Below are 17,820 nucleotides of genomic sequence, written 5' to 3'. Positions count from 1 at the left end.
GACAGTGTCTAAGTATGCCTAAAAGCCTATCCGATATTTTTAAGCGGAAGCATGACCATCCATAATAGTTAATACTGACTCTAGCTCATATTCACTAAGAGAACGGAACTCCTGACTTCCATTGAAATCGCCTATGTTAAACTGTTGGCCAAATTTAAGCAGATCCACTTCAATAACTGACGCTCGAACTCCTTTCTTTACTTTTAAGAATCTAACAATTTCGTATTCCAAACCATTCCTATCAGCTACAGAAGATATTCGCGTAACCCCTAATCTGTGAGAGGTTACCCCAATCTTATATACTGGAAGCTCATATTCATCGTAGAATCCAAGGGCTTGCCAAATATACAATGAGTCGTTGTCAGTCCCTTGGCCCGATTTCATATGTTTAACACAATCGTCCTGCCAACCATTCTTATATGCTACGCCATAAGCATTGCCCGGTGCGTTTTTCCATTCAGTTCGATATTCATATAGAAGAGCATCTTGCAAACATAGTTCTTTCGTCCATTTAAAAGCTGGCTCCATATGCTTAGTGCATTCGCTCTTAAACCCCCTTCGAAGAGCGGCAGCATAGGTATTATTATCGTTTCGTTGCCAATCAACTATACGCTTATATTTAAGCGCTGTTTTCTTTAGGTAACCCTTGGAATATTTAATCGTTGGTGGGGCTGGTGTCATATGTTTGCAGCATTTCTCAAGCCAATTGTTTCTAAGAGCAGCCTTGTAGGCAGAGCTATTTCTTTGCCATTGCCCCTTATATTGGTAGAGCTTTGCGTCTTCTATGCACATTTCTAGGGTCCACAAAGGTCCATGGGGTTCCTTCATATGAGCACAACATTGATTCAACCACCCCTTTTTTCGAGCGGTCAAGTACCCGGCGGGATTTGCTAATTTCCAATGATAGCGAACTAAATATGGTTCTGCATCCTTGAGCAATGACTTTAACGTCCATTTTAAAGCCGTTTTTGAAGGCTCCATGTGCTCGCACATTTCGTCAAGCCACCCCTTCTTATAAGCAGCCTGATATGTAGCGTTATCACCTTTATTCCACGCTTGTCGAGTTCTAAATTTGCTTGCAGCTATTTTACAGCGACAATAAGTATGTTTATTAGGTTTTACTTCGTAACGCACCATATGCCCACACAGCTCATCTAGCCATCCCTTTCTTCGGGCTTTTGAATAAGTGGGATTGTGGCCTCGATTCCATTCTTGCCTCGTACTAAACAGTTTTGCCTTTTCAATACATATAGGCTTTGTCCATTTTTCTTGCATAACACTCATGAATATTCGATTCCAGAAATTTAGTCTCTTTTAGATAGCGCAATACGAAGGCCTAGCACCAAACAACCGTTAATTACTATGTATATCAAAGTCAATGAGCCGCCCCCCTTATGCTCTCATCATCATTTGTTGCGCATCAAATGTCGAAAACTAACTGATTGCCATTAATTTTATGGAAGCTGAAGAAAACCTTCGACTATCACTATGTTGCTAAAAGAGTTATTCGCCCCTCGGCGAAATGGGTAAATTGGCAAGGATCTTTTAAGACTCTTAGTTAACAATACCTTATAGATAGGGAGCTAGCGAGGCATGGAATCAGACAAATTGGAGGGATATGTCTCAGTCACTATAAAACCCCCTATTTTACACCCCTCTAAAAAGCTCTCAGAGATCGCTACAGAAAGAGTTTTTAGTTTTCTAAGGATTTACCATAGACTATAAGTTAAAGAGATAGTGGCGACTTTGCGCTAGAGCGCACTTTCCGAGATAGGAAGCGTGCTCATTGAATGGGGTTGGAAGCTCGTGCTTTCCACTTACTGATAGATTTTTGGAGAAAGCTATGGCTGGTTTGCACACTTTAAGATCTGAATTGGCTCAAGCTAAAGAGCGAATCCTAAAAATTGAAACCTATTTCAAGGTGGCGTTCGCTGTTGCAGCAATTTTTGGTTTGGCAGGCGCATTTGGAGCTAGCATAATTTCCTCAATAAAAAGCGAAATAGCCGTTTTAAGTGCTGATAAAGATAAACTTGCCGAGGTTATTGGTGAGATAAAAAGGGATGCAGTTAATGCCATTGTCACCTCAGAGAAGGAATCTCTAGCAAAGATTTCTTCAGCTAGAAATGGCGCAATCTCTCGCATTGATGGAGAGGTATCAGAAGAGATATCGAATTTTCTTTCCAATTCAGAAGTTGTAACACTTTATAAATGCCCAGTTGGAACTGGAGGATGGACCCCTGGAGGCGCTTGGGGGTCGTACGGTTGCCAAGGGCAAATTTCGACGCATAGTCAATGCACAAATATAGAGCACCCGAATGTCCAAAATAGAGATTGTAATGAACTTGGAACTTTCAAGCTGGCTAGATGAATCTAACAAGGCCATTAAATTAGCTCCTTACAGTCACCGGACGCTCGCGCTATTTATGGCAGCGTTGTTAGCCCTAACCAATTTATGTCCAGCAATTAGTCTGTGCGTTCTGCTCTGACTCGTCTTTGGGTAAAATGTGTTAAGAGTCAAGCTTCAGAGTGACTTGATGCGGTTGTTTTTGGAACCCATCTTCAGCTATCTAGCTGAAAGGGTTATGAACGAAAACGAAGACAATCTAAGTGATTATAAATCAAGTGACTAAATGTATTGGCGTATGAAAATTAACCAATTTTGTCTTCGTTTTAATTTCATCAAAACAACTTTGTTGTAGTTGCACAATAAATTTGGCAACCCAATTGGAGGTGATATCATCTCTATCTCTAGGTAGGGAAACCTATGACTAAGCGAACAAGAGCAATATAATTAGCAAAGTTCCGATTGGAATTCGCTCAGTAAATTGCTGAGTCAATAGCCCTATATAAAGGTATTTACGTAGCTCCGAAATAGATTGAATGCCAAGAATTGGGTATAAAAACGTCACTAAGGCCGCAAATGCAATAACTCAATACATTGTTGGCTATTACAATCAGCATAGCCTAACACTAAGATAATGGTGGAAGCTCACTTTAGAAAGCTGAGCAACAGTGCTTTAGAACTTACAAACGGGAAGCCCAAGTTTACTTGAACACTACAACTTTTAAACCGGTTAATCTTGAACCCTACTAGGGTACGCTTCATTTATCGCACATAAGTGAGCCATTGCTTGCAATAGATCAGTCGGAAACTGATTGTCACTTGTGCGATTTATCGCCATTTGTCGAAAGGTATGAGATGGATGCGGGTGTTCTGTAGTTTCAAAGTATTGCCAAATTACTCTAGCTCGTTCATATCCTGTTTGCCCTCGTGCTGCTTTTCTTGCGAGTTGAATGTGGTGGTTATATACCGTTTCATATGATTTTGTCATAGTTGATTCCTTTTTGTAGTTTTGATTTAAATGGTAGTTTGTAATTTTTGGTAAAAGAATTATCTATTTTTTCTCAACTTGACCTCAGTTCATTTGGTGCTTGTCAATTCTTCAAGAACTAGTGCTAATTGAGAGTTATAAGCAGATATTCTATGCCCCTAGATATTGTGTGCATTCTGTTTGATCTGCGCTGTAATTTGGGGGTAGCATAGCAATAACAATGAATTTAACCATACTAAAGTGCTAATAAAACAACAGCTTATATTGATGGCTGCTAATATTCATGTCTATTTCACTGATTTTGAAAAGCTATCTTTATGGGGAGGGGGGCTAAATTTTTTGAATAATTTTAATATTCATCTTAAACAGATTTATATACTTGCTTAGTTGGCTCAACCATGGTGCTTTTCAATAGTTGTTTGAGAACCTAGAAAGTGGCTAGGATTCTCAGATCTTACCAATATGAGATTCCCCGAAGGCTTCTTTCCAGAAAAGCACAATATGGAGTTGGTGAAGATTGAAAAGAATGCGATAACATCGAGCAAATATTCCAAATTGAAGACAAAGGTAACTAACTGTTCAGTTGAGTTAACCATGAGACTAGAAAACCGGACTGAGTATTAAGTATTTCAGCCATGTTTATCTTCAATGGCGCTTGAGACCTTGACAGTATAAGCAGACCGCTCTATCAGTATCGAGCGGCCTAATGTCCATCGCTATGGCAAATACTTATCTACTTTTTCAACCCAATACTTCACTTCATCTTCTTTATCGTTGAATGCTTTAAGAAGGTCTACTGTTACAAAGAAACCTGCTTTGGAATCTCTACTTGTCACCCCAAAAGAGTATTTATTCGCAACATGAAGCATCACACCATGGCCAAAATCATCCGCTCCAGCCCTATCAGAATAAGTGCTTACAAGTGACACGCCACAGGCAATATCAGAACCAAAGCAACCATTCCATTTGTTAATGCCTACCCATTCAAAGGTAATCGTTCCTTTAAACTGACTTCCGTCATCGGCATTTTCGACATATTCTAATGCTGCCCAAGGTCGGAGTAAGAAATATTGATATTTAGGTGGTAATTTGAACTTTCCGTCGTTGAGTTCGTTTTCACTCATCACTAATGAAAACGCTTTTTCCCAGGGGTACATATAGCGCGACTTATAATAGTATTTGTCCCACAACTTACTACCGGATATAGCCGCTTTTGCTACTTCAGCGGCATTGAGTTCTGCAAGTTTTGACTTGTATAACGTCCAGTAAGAAGCCCATGTATCAATGTATAAGTATTGAAGACCAGTAGCATCGCATTTTAGAATTTTGGTAAGCTTCTCTTCGACTTCGTCGTTTGACTTTATAGTGATTATATCTTCATTATTTTGGGCTACCTGCTTTCCGGCAAAGAACTGTAGTTCCCATTCATCGTTCATGTTTCTATCAAACAATATTTGCGGCACGAAAGTGTCTGAGATTATGTTTGGCTTGGCAGTGGCTGCAAGTTTTTTGCTTTGTAACCCAATCCTATCATCGTTGAGCACATAGCTGACTTCCGATCCCGCGACTTCAGTGGCGTTATACCAAGCTATATAGTGATGAGTGGTCGAGTCATCTACTTTTTCTAATGATACGGCGTAGGCTACAGATGATTTCCTAAGTTCATCGAAGTGATCGTAAATAGATTCGGTTGTACAGGTCTCTGCAAGTGCGGTGAAGCTAAAAAGAGCTGTTGTTATACCAATTATTGACCATTTCATGCCTAACCTCCAAATCTACTAATTCTGTCTGACCCTTCTTTGATCGCTTCAATGATTACCTTTAAATTTGATATCCATTCACTGAAGCTTTCAGGCCTTCTTATAGCAGAAAAAGCATCACTAACCTCATCTGGTATCGGTGCTGTAATGGGGAGGTTTGCTATTAATGCTTTATCTTCTTGAGAGGCAATAAATGCCCCCTCAGGAATGATTCTCGATAAAAACCTCGTTCTCACGAGTGGGTCTAAAATATAATTACTAAGGCTATGAGGGTTCAGGTCATGTTCTAAGTGCTCGGTTTCTCGGTATAGGTAGTAGTTCTTGTAATTTCGAACTGAAATCCATCCATCTCCAGCTTTAGGTTCAAATGGATAAAGGTTTAGAGGATCAAATTTGTGCATAATGTTGTAGTAAAGGCGTACCGCTGTTGACATATCTTTAGATGGTTTTGCGATAGATATGTAGGGGGCAATGTTGGCAATATTTCTAAAGGGGTTAAAGTCGAAGTATGCCTGACTGGCATTTGAAAACATCCACAAACTGCTTATAGGGTGTAGCTGTTTACTAAGAGCGTATTTTTGACCATCTGAACCAATGATGCCTGAGCTGTAAAGCTTGTGAATAGTATCATTAACAACGGCAGTCCCTAGTGAGTGACCTATGATATGAAGGTCTCGACCTGGGTATTTAGCTAGAAGCGTGGCTAATTGCTCAGCAACACTTAACTGAACCATTGGGCCATGAGTTGAAGCATAGAAAATAAGGTCAAGAATGTGTGTTGTGACAAAGTTATCTTCAGTAATGTTGCCAAGTACTTCAAGGAACTGTTTTGGGAGACCAAGCCCTGCGGTTAACGCCTCTAATTTCTCAGCATTTTTTCCTATATCTTCCCGTTCTTTTTGAAATATATGGTCGTATGCAATGGCGTGAATATCTACGAAATCTGTAATTAGTTTCTCGGGGTTGTTTCGGCTTTTGTAGCTTTTTAAGGCTACGTTGCAAGCATTGGATACTTCAGAGACTACTGATTCAGCGGTATGCTCGCCCATGCCGTGCACAACAACAACTAGTGGTTTATTCATTTTGCTAATTCCTTCCATGAATTATGTAGACTTCTATAAAAAGTTTGTAATTACGCTGGTAGAATTTGTTGCTCTTCATGGTCTTTTTGTAAAAAAATCCAATATGCCTTTGCTAACAGTGTTCCACCCCTTAGAACCACCAGCGACCAACACTGAGCAAAGTAAAATATCGGCGGTATCTATCGTAACGCTCATCCAGAGTGAACCGGGATATTCATTGTTTGTGAAATAAGGGATAAGCCTTAATGCGCCGATAGAAGACAGAATAAACCCTGTAGTAAAGGTGATTTGTAACATCCGTCTTTGAGTTGAAATTGTATGTATCTTGAGCGATTTCATCTTAGAGGTTATTCGCTCCTCTTTATCACTACCTTGATAGTGGTCTAGGTAATATTTTAGTTGTTCAGCTTTGCGCTCTTTTGCGGCACTTCGAAAATTGAGTCTGTAAGTTTCTGCTACACGCTCTATTATTGGGATCATAATGCTTAGGTATATGACCACGCCAATAATGGGGTGTTCTGAAATTAGGTCTAATGCTATCTTGGGTTGCGCTAAACCTGTCCAACTGGCTAATGCTCCCCCTAATATTGCCAATAAAAAGAAAATCAACAATGCTGCTTTTCTATCTAACCATGAGTGAAAATCATCAGAAGTTAACGTCACTGGTTTTACCGTCTGTCCAGAACGATTTATTAATTCTTGGGTCTTGGAGATTACAAGCTTTCGACTTTTAGGTTCATCTTGACTCATCCCCTTCTCCTATAACATTTAGATTCAAGAGACAGTTGTGTCTTAGACAAGCCCTTAGACCTCAACTGTATGTTTTTTAGTTCTTTTATAGCCGGACCGTAAACTTGGGCATTGTTATTTTTCAAAACTAAGATTAGTGATTCTAAGGTCCTAGAGTGGTCTACTAAGCTTTCACTATTTGCATCAAGCTTATTGACAAATATCCAAGCATCGTAGACTTGTGCTTTCTCGGAATATACGACTTTCCAAAAATAATCAGGGGTTAACGGTAAGCCATGACTTTCACTAAAGTAGTCGTTGTTGTAGTTGTTTCCATAAATTGCTCCGGACATTACAACTAACGTGCCTAAGTCAGGTTCATCTCTCATGCAGTCGACAATTTTTTCCGTCTTACGCCATAAGCCTGTTCTATTAAAATTTTGTTCTTGGGGAAGTAAATTAGTCATGACATTTGTTTGTCTAGCTGACTCAGCATCGTCATCAAAAATATCAATTGGTGTCATATGGCCAACATCGAAGCCGGGCTTCACCGAGGCATATGTACTGCTTGATGTTTGCTGGCAGGCTGCCATGTCTGGACTAGGGTCTAGGAAGTAGTTTCTCGCACTAGTATCTTGGTTTCCTTTATCAGCACCTATCTGGAAATATGAGAGTATGGTTCCTTTGTTTTCGCATGAGACAATAGTGGTAAACCGCTTGTAGCTGCATGTTGCAAAATCACTAGTAGGTTTATTTAGTTTGCAAGCGGCAAGTGAATCACTTAAATAAAAGCTTAAAAGCGCAACAACTAAAGGGTTTGCGATTCGCTTGTTAAAGAGCTTCATAAAGTCTCCCATTGTCATCCCGCCATCCTTGCATCTGAAATTAACCTTAAATAATTTAAGGTTAATTTGATTGTTTAAATATTAACCACCATACTGTTTTTATCAAGTTTAAATGACAACTAAGTCAACAATTGATCTATGTCAAATTGTGCTTTCTATGGGCTTTATGAAGCAACATGTAATCCAAAATATAAGGAAATCACTATGCAAATTGATGGGCATCATACGCTTACTTATGTTGTAGCACGTGTCGCTGGAATGGAACACAACCATGCAGAAAAGCTTGCATACAGCGCTCAATATGTAGATGAAGCAACGAATGTAAAGCCTGTTATTTTTGATAACGGCGCAATGTTTGAACGCATCGCATCAGCTCATAAAATGCTGGATTACCGCAATAGTGTTGAGCTATCTAATCATCTGGCGTGGATCCCATTTCACTTCTTACCTGGCAATGATGGAAAGAAACATGATGAGGCCGCTCATGGGAGTTTTGTTAACAGGCTTATTTGTCGACCTGATAGTTATGTAGCACGCGACATGCTTAGAGCCGTTGCACAGTATCGTGACAAGGCTTTTGGGTTACATCTAATGGGTATAGCAATGCATGTTTATGCCGACACTTTTGCACACCAAGGATTCGCAGGCATTACTCATCAAGTAAATGAGATCTCTGACCTAGATTCAAGTGACGATCAAGGTCTTCTAAATAGAGCGTGGGAAGGGCTAAAGTCTTGGGCTGTATCTTCCGTTTCACCACTAGGCCATGGAGCCGCGTTGTCTTTTCCTGACCGGCCCTACGTATCTTGGAGTTACGAAAACGGATTTGGTGAAAGGGTCAATAGAGACAATACGGAGATTTTCTTAGAGGCCGCTAACAAGATGTATAAAGTTATCAAGTGCTATTTAGAAAGCGATTTACTTATGAATTTAGATGCTCAGCCTGATATGCCTAGTAAGTCGATTAATCAAATTGAACAAGCATTTAGAACAATTAAAGATGATAAGGGTGATGAACGGCATAAGACTTGGTTGAAGTGGTTAAAGCAGGGAAAGTTTGGGTTCGACCCTGTTGAATTGAAGTTCATTCCGGAAGGAAAAAATAGCTGGAAGGAGTTAGCAAGGGGGAAGGCTAAACCCATCAATGGCAGTGCTGGTCTGGTTCAGTATACATTTAAAGAGGAATTTCTTGAGTCCGATTGGAAGTGTTTCCATGATGCGTTAAAAACATTTCGTATTGAGATGGTACGGGATGTACTTCCTAAATATGGCATTTGTATAGCCTAATTACGCAAAGCACAATTCAACTTAGAGGCTATTGTATGGATAAGTGGTGGCAAGAGTATGAACATTTAACCAGTTTATATAAATCGTATTTAGGGCTTATGGTAAATCTAGGTGCTTTTTCTTTTGCTGCGATAGGAGGGTTATCCGCTTATATCCTTAATGACGCTCAAAACAAAATCTTAGGACTAGGTTTATTGATGCCATTGGTATTTTCATTAGGTTTGTCATATCTATATTTTAGAAGCATCAATCCAGCACAAGAATTACGCGACGCCCTTAAAAAACTTGGCACGAAGAAACTAAAAGTAACATGTGCTCCACATGCCTACCTTTTGGTTAGCGCTGTTAGGTTGTTCTCCATTCTCTATGGAATGATCGCTATAGGCCTTGTAGTGCTTTTCTGTAAAGTGATGGTAAATGAATGTGTTTAGTTAAGCTGATTTCCATATCTTTTAGTTTTTAGGAGGCATTAAATGGAACTGAAAGATGCCATTCATATATATCAGACTCATTATTCACAAATCGATTTGGTTTGGGGGTACTTTAGTACTGTCAGTATTGCCATTCTAGGATTTACTTTAGGGACGGAACGTATTACTCAAAAGAAACTCGAGTTTAGGGCTGTCCAGTTTGGTTACTTAATATTTTCTATGGGCAACTTTTCCGCCTTGTACTCAGGACAATCGGATTTAATTAAAATAAATAATTTCATTATTTTACTTCAAGTAGATAACGAACTTGTAATCGACTTTTCTCCAATTGGGCTTATGGGATTGAGTTCATTCTATTGGGCTGTAGTAGCTTCTATGCTCATTGGATTACAATACGTGTACAAGTCACGGATAAGACCATAAAAAGTGTCGGGTCCTTTCAGGCATTACCATAATGCCATTTTGATTCATATCAATTAAGGCAAGATAGTTAGCCTGAAGTACTATTATTTTTAATATTACATATGTCAATATATTAGCTCGCATCAAATTAGGATAAAAAATGAAGCATTATAGGGACATAACTAGCTTTCATTCGATTGGCAAGGCGATTGGGAACAAACCAGAAAGCACGAAGAATGTTGTTGATTTGCTTAACTTCCTTAGTCAGGTTGTGTTTTGCGAAACAATTACTGTTTCTATTCTAGGGCCGGAAAGTATTACCAGTGGCACTATTGAAGTAATTGAGAAACTTGAGGCTTTGGGTTTACCGAAAGGAGTGGTTGAGCGCTATTCATATCCTTTAGGAAGTGAGCGAATATTGCAGAGAAATAGGATAGCTGATCAGCTTAAATATGATTGGCTCATTCACTTCCCTGAGCTAGGAGAAGCTTCCCGTGACAGCTTTCCATCAGGCTATTTTGATATGCTAAACAACAGCGTGGATATATTCTCCGACACCTTGCTTTCCGATGTTTCGCTAACTCGCCACAGCTCCGAAATCGAAGAATCATTGAATGACGATACTATAAGCTACATGGTTGGTTTAATGCTCTGTGATAGTCAGCTTACGGAGCTTATCCGCCATAATTTTAAGAAGCAGAATGTAGGAAAAAAGCAGCTTTTACACTTCATCGCCTTAGCTAGAAATAAGTATAATCTTCTATTGGCGGAGGATTTAAAGCTTGTATTTACTCCCTCCGCATCAAGAGCTCAAGGAAACAGAAATACAGCTTATTCATTCATGGATACGTATAGGAATAAGCTTAATAAAGATCCTTATCAAGAAATGGAGGAACTTAAGCTTTCTGGTAAGCAATATGAATTAGATATACCGAGTGCATTACATCTTCTTCTTGCTGATGATGTAAAAAGTGCAGAAGATTTAATTGTTAGAGCTGTGAAAATCAGAGAAAAAGTAAGTTGGTATAGAGACGAAGTACTATGCGATTTTAATGATTTAAGGTTCTCAAATAGTGATAGCGATAAAATTAGACTGAGTAATAACCTTGATGACGCATATAAGGATATAGCGAGTATACTGTCTTTAACTAATGGTAACGGAGCTAAGCGCTTATTTGGCCGGTTCACTGTAGACTTTACGGATTTTACATCTGCTCAAGGTAGTCTGAAGGCTGTAGGCGAGTTCATTAAGGCAACTAGAAACATTCGGAAGTTCAAAAAAAACCCAGAATGTTACTTGTTAACTCAAGAGCTTATTCACTATTTGTCTAAAGACAAATCTGAACACAAGCAAATAATTGATAGGTTGTTCATTAAATTAGGTGGTGACTTCAAAGCTCTCTTAAACTGAATGTTTAGACTTGAAAGAAATTTAGTCCAAGTTGTTTCGCCGTGGCTTTGTCATATGAACTGTCGCCAATGCTTAAAACTTGGTGTGGTAGACAATGGCTTTCTTTCATTAAATATTTGATTAGCTTAGCTTTAGATTCGCTTTTAACATCTGTGGCATAAACAGCTTCAATTGGTAACTCTAGTCCGGCCATCGATGCTTTAGTGAGAGATGCGGACTTAAAATTTCCAGTAACTACACGCCAGTTAATATTATGTTTAGATACTTGTTTAAAGAGCTCATTCCCCATTTTTAACGGGCTCCATAAGCGTGAACGAGCAAAATTATTCATTTCTTTTTCAATAAGGTCATAAAGCTCTGTTCTTCTATGTTCAGGAGTTACATTATTTATAGCTGAAGCAAAAGTTCTATGAGGATAGTGAGTGAAGTTTTTAGCTATCGATTTATCGAGTCTTTTCGATAGTTTTTCAAAGAAAAATGGTATTTCATCAGTGGCACTGTTTACTAAAGTGCCATCGAGATCGAAAATACATAACTGAATGTCGGATAAATCGAATTGCATTTAATGCCTAAAGTCGAAACTCAATTTAGTGATTACATAGTGTATAACAATAAGTTGCTGAATAACTAGATTTAATGATATTGAACTAGTAATGCCTGAGAATCCGGGATACTTTTTAAGCTCTCAAAAACACAGTTTACATGTAACTCGAAATTATCCAATGTCGAGTTACGGGATGTAAACAACAGTTGTTTGAGAACCTAGAAAGTGGCTAAGATTCTCAGGCCTTACCAAGTGCCAGATATACAAAAGAAACTTATCAGCTGTCATTGGGTCAGATTTTGGAAGTTCTTCGCCCTGCATTCGAAAAGTTAGGAACTAGTATTCAATTACTTTATTCAGTTCGTGAGTTGGACGGCATAGCTTCGTCTGATGTTTGCGATTACTCAAGGGTTTATTCTAGGTTGGGTAAGGGAATCTGCACTGACCAACCGGCTACTCCGAGGTTAGCCAATATTCTAGCCTATGAAGCTAGGCGGCTTAACTTCTAATTATAATTGTCGTCATTGGTTTCAAGTGTTTGAACCTTTACTCGATAATGCTCATGGGCATCGGATATGACAATGTTTGTTTTTTGACCATGGCCTATTATGGGCATAAATGCAATCCGACCATCATTGAGTAACCTGCTAGCGGCTAAAAGTTTATACGAAAGGTTTTTTATAGTGTTGTAGTTCGAGTTGATGAAATCTATTTATTGGTACGCATTGCTTGGACCGTGGCTACATAAATGTTTTTTATCAACTATGATTATTTTGTTTCATTAAATTAGTTGGTTACAAGGTATTTGTTGTCTGTAAAAACGCAGCAGACTATCCCATTGAAATACTTTTCAACCTGATAAAAAGAGCTATGTTACGAGGAATATATATGGGGTATGGCAAAAGGTTACGAGAACTTAGGCAAAGTATGAGTATGAACCAGACTGAGTTCTCTTCACTAGGAGGCGTTAAAAAAAACTGTCAGTCGCATTATGAAAAAGAACATAGAAAACCAGACATCGATTATCTGAGATCACTTAACGATAATGGTGTTGATATATTCTATGTGATAACAGGTATAACCCAAAAGTAAACGCAGCCTGTATACAGACTCAGCACAGCCACAAGTCGCGATATCTTTTTACTTCTTGTATTGAACACCCATCGTTTAAGAATAATTCATGTCACAAAACCTCAAGGTATTAAAAACTAACTTAATAGGGCGACTGCTCGGCTCGTCCGGATTGACGTTCGATAGCTCATCTCTAGAGCTCGTGACGGAGCGGGCGAATACCAAAGTGGTTTCATTATCTGAGCTCTCTGAGTTCTTCAGTATAAAAAGGTATTGGTTTGGTGCTGAACTGTCCTTTGATATCGATGGTGACACCCATACTTACCGCTTTTTGAAGAACGCAGGCATTGATGACTTCGTTGATACATTGAATGAGCTAATCGCTGTTCAAGTTAGTCGCTACCTTTCTAAGAATACCAGCCGATTTGAGCAGTGGGTCATACATGAGTATCCCAGGCAATCTCGGCTAGAAGAATTAACAGCTATTATCACCAACCTAAAAAAAGGTTGGGTAAATCAGAAACGCTTCTGGGATAAGTATATTGACTCCGACTTAACGCGCCGTATTCGGGATATTGTTGGTTTCTATCCATTAAAGCTCAGTCAACTTCAGGCTCATCATGAGAAAGTCCAACTAGATAAGCGCTCAGACTTCTTTGATTGTGTTGAATCAAACCCTCTCACGCATGAGCAACGGTTGGGGGTGTTACGCTCGAATGATTTGAATATGGTATTAGCTGCTGCCGGTACAGGTAAAACTTCTGTGATGGTGGCAAAGGCACTTGATTTAATTGACCGTGAACTGGCTAAACCGAGCGACATTCTAATATTGGCCTACAACAAAGCAGCGGCAAATGAGTTAAAAGAACGGCTGGCTGATAAGGCGCAACGAAGTGGTATTGCGTTAGAGAGCTCCCCCCATATTTCTACTTTTCACTCTCTAGGCCGTGAAATACTGAAGGAGTCCAAGATATCGACTTACTTGAGTGTGTTTGTTGAGGATGAGCTTAAGCTCAAGCAATGGTTAACAGATTGGCTCGTGAACTACCTTTCCTCTGATTTGGGAAGGTTGGTGGATTTTATTAGTCTATCTCCTGAGCCGACTGACCCGTTTAATATCAACACCCAGGCAGAATATGAAGCCTATGTAAGAGACAACGAATTACGGACCTTGTCGGGGGAGTTGGTTAAAGGCTATCAGGAGTTGGTTATTGCAAATTTCTTGTACCTAAATGGTGTGCCTTATACCTACGAAGCCCGTTATGTCACTAAGCGTAGAATAGAAGTGGGGTTTGATTATACGCCCGACTTTCATATCAATGGCACGGATATCTACATCGAACACTTCGGTGTGGATAGGCAGGGTGGCACTCGTGCAGATATCGACGCGGAGAAATACAACGAAGAGATGGAAAGCAAACGCGCACTGCATTTAGAGTGTGAAACCACCTTAGTTGAAACCTATCATTATGAGTGGGTTGAGGAAACCTTAACGGCGGGATTGGAAGCTCAGCTGAAAGACTTAGGTGTCGAGTTCAGTCCTATCGATGCCGATGAATTGTTAAGTCAGCTTAAAAGCGAAGGTAAGATTTCTGATTGGAGTGATTTGCTACATAAAGCTTTAAGCGCTATTCGCGTAGAACGTCTAGATGAAGAGGGGATACTCGCTCGATTACAAAGCGCTGGCGTCTCTCAGCCACATAAATACACCTCCTTACTCAGTGCCCTGCAAGATGCGTATGTTCAAGAGCTAGAGCGTCAAGACGCGATTGATTTTGACGACATGATTATCCGCAGTATCAGTGCGCTCAATAGCCATATGTACCGCCCAACTTGGCGTTACTTGCTGGTTGATGAATTTCAAGATATCTCCGCTTCTCGAATGGAGTTAGTTAAATCGATTGTTGAGCAAGGGCCATCTCCTTCACTCACTGTGGTTGGAGATGATTGGCAATCTATCTACCGATTTTCCGGTGGTAAGCTAGAGCTCACCACGCGCTTTGAAGAGTTAGTGGGTGAATATACTTCATCCAAACTACAAAAAACGTTTCGCTACAACAACAGCATTGCTGATACCGCAGGGCTATTCATCATGGAAAACCCTGAGCAGTATAAAAAGCATATAGAAACACACACTCAGGTCGATAGCTCTCAAGTCTATTTGCTTGATGATAAAGTCGGTGTGGCAAATGGTTTATATGAACGCGTTACTGAAGTTGTCGCTAAAATAAGATCCCAAGAGAGTGATGCGTCAATCGCGGTGATTGGTCGATACAACTATCTACTCAACGAGTCTCGAGAAGCACTAAAACAGTCTCACCTCGATGAAAATGTGGCGTTTTGGAGTTTTCATAAATCCAAAGGTCTTGAGGCGGACTACTGTATTTTGATTGGGTTTTCACAAGGGAAGTTAGGTTTCCCCAATGAAAATAAAGACCAGGCAGTAGTCGAAGCTTTGTTGCCAACTTTAGATGACTACCCGCATTCTGAGGAGCGGCGTCTGCTTTATGTGGGATTAACGAGGGCGAAGAAAAAATCTTACATCATCGGTGACCCTAGTTCACCATCCGCGTTTATCACCGAATTGCTCGCGCCTAAGTACGAAGTCAATATTCACTCTAAAGCGTTTCAAGAGCGCTACCGTAAAATCTTCAAATGCCCAAATTGCGAAGAAGGTTACCTAAAGCTGATTAACGGTAAATTTGGTGCGTTCTATTCATGCAGTACAGGGCGAGGCTGCAAAGTTGGAAAGGCCCGTGTTTGCTCTGATTGTGGAGCGCCTTCTATAGATAAGCGCTTTTCCAGTGACTGTAATAATCAAGACTGTGGACATACCTTTAAAATTTGTGAAAAGTGCGGCAGGCCGATGAAAAAGCGAACCGGAAAGTACGGGGAGTTCTGGGGATGCTCAGGTTATGGAATAGAAAATGACCAGTGCAAAAATACTGTTAAACCCTAATCCGCTATTTTATATGGTAATTTATAATCTCGATTCATTTTGGTTATACGATGTATACGTTGGCAGACTTGTTGTTTGATGGTGTATAATGCTGGCTTTTCTTAGAAACCTTTGGTAATGAACTGCTGGTCGAGCTGGAAAGAACAGCATCGAGATAAAATTAAACATGTAGCTGGCTATGAAGAGGCTTTTGTTGGTGCTGTCTTAAGTCAAATACCAGAGATTTCTCCTGATGATGTTACCCCACAGTTTCATTTTATCGATGACCGTGGGGGCAATCGATACATTGATTTTATGATAATCAATAAGGCCACGGGTGTTTACTTACCTTCTCCCTCTCATGAAGAAGCTTATCCATATGAATCAAGCTATGTTGATTATGGAGACAGCGGTTTAGAAAGCTATGCAGGTGGCAATACTATGACTGATGCAAATCTCTGTGACTACTCTGCTGAAATGGGGAATGACGGAGATGACTACTAATGTTCAGACTCAGCCACTAATCTCTGTGCCTTAAGCTGAACGAGACATTACATAGATGAACAAATGAAGACGAGTACTATCCGATATAAAAATCGATAAATGCTAATGATATAAACACAGGCATGAAGAGCAAACGTTAAAGAGTACCCTATATGAGTAAACAACCTGTTCGCAATTCGAACAATGATTCACCTAAAACACTTCCTTTACGTAAAGCATTTCTTTTTGTTACTTCCACTGCGGTGGGCTGGTTAGCGAGTGTTGCTGTATTTAAGCTGGCGGCTTTGTTCGGTATCGCATCAACGGGAACTGCAATTGCAGCGTTATCAGGAGCGGCGGCTACGAGTGCGACACTTGCGTTTATCGGGGGAACTATGACAATGGGAATTGTTGCCTTAGTACTAACAGCATGTGTTGTTGCTATATTGTTTTTCAAGGTTATGTCAAAAAAAATACAGCGGCTTTAGGCATCCGTTGTTAAGTTCCGGAAGTGATGTCATTGGCACCGTTGTGCTTCCAGATTTAGCTCCATGGTGATGTTTGGTAAGGCCTGAGAAACCTGGACACTTTACGAATTAGTGCTGCAAAGCGTAAGGTTTGCTTGTTAGGCATTAGCTGTGGTTATTAGATACAACCTTTTGTCGACATTGAGCATTTGGTTTTTACCAAGCTCTATAAACGGTTTGCGCCAATGATGATGGCCGAAAGCAACGATTCCTGTATCTTTTGTCAATAAGTGGTTTGTGATTTCGGGGTCGCCTTTCTGACTATTTACAGTATCTTCTGGGCCGAGATGTAGAAGTATGAGATCGTTCTTAACACTTGTAACTTTTGCTAAAGCTCTCATAAATTCCGGCTGTGATTTTCTTTGATTTCTGTCACTGCTTCCGATAATACCTGAAACACCGCCGATGCGAATTCCCAAACAATTTTTACTATTACCGTCCAGTACTATCGCATTCGATGCAAGGTGCGACTCCGCTACGATATCGTGGTTTCCAAGCACCCCAACCACAATCGGAAATTCTTTAGCGAATGCATTCCAAACTCCTGCAACGTCGCCAGTGCCGCCAACTTTGTGGAGTTGCGGATGATCATAAAAATCGCCCGCTAACGCGACAAAGCTAATGGAAGGTATTTCACCCATATCTGATAACAAACTTAACTCTTCCGCTACTAGCTCTCCAATCAGTCGATTTGTTTTTTGATTTTGTTCACGGCCCTGTAGGTCAGAAGTTAAAACAAAAGACGAAATTCCTTGTGGTAACTGATCAACTATCGCTTTATAGAAGGGAAGTACAACATTACGAACTTCTCCTCCTCGCCCTGACGATCTATATTTTATTTCATAAAATGGGGCTTCCGATACAGCTAAAAACTTCATGCTCTCTCTCTTTGATGTCTAACAGGCTGTTGAGAAAATAGGAATACCGACTCCCTATTTGATTTAAGTATATTTTTTGAGTTATCTATAGTCGAATTTA

Annotated in this window: 16 protein-coding genes; 8 read left to right on the top strand and 8 right to left on the bottom strand. The window is 39.9% G+C overall.

Features of this window, described 5'->3' with window-relative positions; translation table 11 throughout:
- Positions 1-39: 39 nt before the first annotated feature.
- The gene (locus ACLD71_RS21690) at positions 40-1,284 is read right to left on the bottom strand and encodes a hypothetical protein (RefSeq protein WP_411992106.1); all 1,245 of its coding nucleotides are present in this window, start codon (positions 1,282-1,284) and stop codon (positions 40-42) included.
- A gap of 559 nt (positions 1,285-1,843) precedes the next feature.
- On the opposite strand from ACLD71_RS21690, the gene ACLD71_RS21685 reads away from it, so the two are divergent.
- A complete protein-coding gene (locus tag ACLD71_RS21685; RefSeq protein ID WP_411992104.1) occupies positions 1,844-2,368 on the top strand; it encodes a hypothetical protein in 525 nt (174 codons plus the stop codon).
- A gap of 706 nt (positions 2,369-3,074) precedes the next feature.
- Here the strand turns inward: ACLD71_RS21685 and ACLD71_RS21680 are convergent.
- From ACLD71_RS21680 to ACLD71_RS21660, 5 genes are all read right to left on the bottom strand, one after another.
- On the bottom strand, positions 3,075-3,332 hold the full coding sequence (locus ACLD71_RS21680; RefSeq protein ID WP_411992102.1) for a hypothetical protein: 258 nt from the start codon (positions 3,330-3,332) through the stop codon (positions 3,075-3,077).
- A 716-nt stretch (positions 3,333-4,048) separates the two neighbouring features.
- Positions 4,049-5,092 (bottom strand): hypothetical protein, encoded by a 1,044-nt coding sequence (locus ACLD71_RS21675; protein ID WP_411992101.1) that lies wholly within the window; start codon positions 5,090-5,092, stop codon positions 4,049-4,051.
- A 2-nt stretch (positions 5,093-5,094) separates the two neighbouring features.
- Positions 5,095-6,174 carry a hypothetical protein gene (locus ACLD71_RS21670; RefSeq protein WP_411992099.1) on the bottom strand — a complete coding sequence of 360 codons (1,080 nt, stop codon included), beginning with the start codon at positions 6,172-6,174 and terminating at the stop codon, positions 5,095-5,097.
- A gap of 75 nt (positions 6,175-6,249) precedes the next feature.
- The gene (locus ACLD71_RS21665) at positions 6,250-6,924 is read right to left on the bottom strand and encodes a hypothetical protein (protein WP_411992097.1); all 675 of its coding nucleotides are present in this window, start codon (positions 6,922-6,924) and stop codon (positions 6,250-6,252) included.
- Complete coding sequence (locus ACLD71_RS21660; RefSeq protein ID WP_411992095.1) at positions 6,921-7,766, bottom strand: DNA/RNA non-specific endonuclease; 846 nt, start codon at positions 7,764-7,766, stop codon at positions 6,921-6,923. Before ACLD71_RS21660 ends, ACLD71_RS21665 begins: the two co-directional genes overlap by 4 nt.
- A 186-nt stretch (positions 7,767-7,952) precedes the next feature.
- Here ACLD71_RS21660 and ACLD71_RS21655 point away from each other — a divergent pair, with 186 nt between their 5' ends.
- The 4 genes from ACLD71_RS21655 to ACLD71_RS21640 all read left to right on the top strand — a co-directional run bounded on the left by ACLD71_RS21655 (position 7,953) and on the right by ACLD71_RS21640 (position 11,279).
- Positions 7,953-9,035, top strand: coding sequence for a DUF6765 family protein (locus ACLD71_RS21655; RefSeq protein ID WP_411992093.1), 1,083 nt, complete (start codon positions 7,953-7,955; stop codon positions 9,033-9,035).
- Positions 9,036-9,070: 35 nt separating this feature from the next.
- A complete protein-coding gene (locus tag ACLD71_RS21650) occupies positions 9,071-9,466 on the top strand; it encodes a hypothetical protein (protein WP_411992091.1) in 396 nt (131 codons plus the stop codon).
- 42 nt (positions 9,467-9,508) lie between these two features.
- Positions 9,509-9,889, top strand: a complete 381-nt coding sequence (locus ACLD71_RS21645) for a hypothetical protein (protein ID WP_411992090.1) — start codon at positions 9,509-9,511, stop codon at positions 9,887-9,889.
- A 139-nt stretch (positions 9,890-10,028) separates the two neighbouring features.
- Complete coding sequence (locus ACLD71_RS21640; protein ID WP_411992088.1) at positions 10,029-11,279, top strand: hypothetical protein; 1,251 nt, start codon at positions 10,029-10,031, stop codon at positions 11,277-11,279.
- 4 nt (positions 11,280-11,283) lie between these two features.
- On the opposite strand, the gene ACLD71_RS21635 is transcribed toward ACLD71_RS21640, so the two are convergent.
- Positions 11,284-11,841: an HAD family hydrolase gene (locus ACLD71_RS21635; protein WP_411992086.1), complete on the bottom strand. Its 558-nt coding sequence runs from the start codon at positions 11,839-11,841 to the stop codon at positions 11,284-11,286.
- 1,162 nt (positions 11,842-13,003) lie between these two features.
- Here ACLD71_RS21635 and ACLD71_RS21630 point away from each other — a divergent pair.
- The 3 genes from ACLD71_RS21630 (at position 13,004) to ACLD71_RS21620 (ending at position 16,803) form a co-directional block, all read left to right on the top strand.
- On the top strand, positions 13,004-15,853 hold the full coding sequence (locus tag ACLD71_RS21630) for a UvrD-helicase domain-containing protein (protein ID WP_411992084.1): 2,850 nt from the start codon (positions 13,004-13,006) through the stop codon (positions 15,851-15,853).
- Positions 15,854-15,970: 117 nt separating this feature from the next.
- On the top strand, positions 15,971-16,336 hold the full coding sequence (locus ACLD71_RS21625; protein WP_411992082.1) for a hypothetical protein: 366 nt from the start codon (positions 15,971-15,973) through the stop codon (positions 16,334-16,336).
- Between the two features lie 152 nt (positions 16,337-16,488).
- Positions 16,489-16,803, top strand: a complete 315-nt coding sequence (locus ACLD71_RS21620; RefSeq protein ID WP_411992081.1) for a hypothetical protein — start codon at positions 16,489-16,491, stop codon at positions 16,801-16,803.
- 137 nt (positions 16,804-16,940) lie between these two features.
- On the opposite strand, the gene ACLD71_RS21615 is transcribed toward ACLD71_RS21620, so the two are convergent.
- On the bottom strand, positions 16,941-17,720 hold the full coding sequence (locus ACLD71_RS21615; protein WP_411992079.1) for a metallophosphoesterase family protein: 780 nt from the start codon (positions 17,718-17,720) through the stop codon (positions 16,941-16,943).
- Between the last annotated feature and the right edge of the window lie 100 nt (positions 17,721-17,820).

Origin of the sequence: Agarivorans sp. DSG3-1 (assembly GCF_046774965.1) — a bacterium.
GTDB lineage: Bacteria > Pseudomonadota > Gammaproteobacteria > Enterobacterales > Celerinatantimonadaceae > Agarivorans.
The sequence above is the reverse complement of the archived record's forward strand: the minus strand, read 5'-3'. Positions and strand labels throughout refer to the sequence as shown.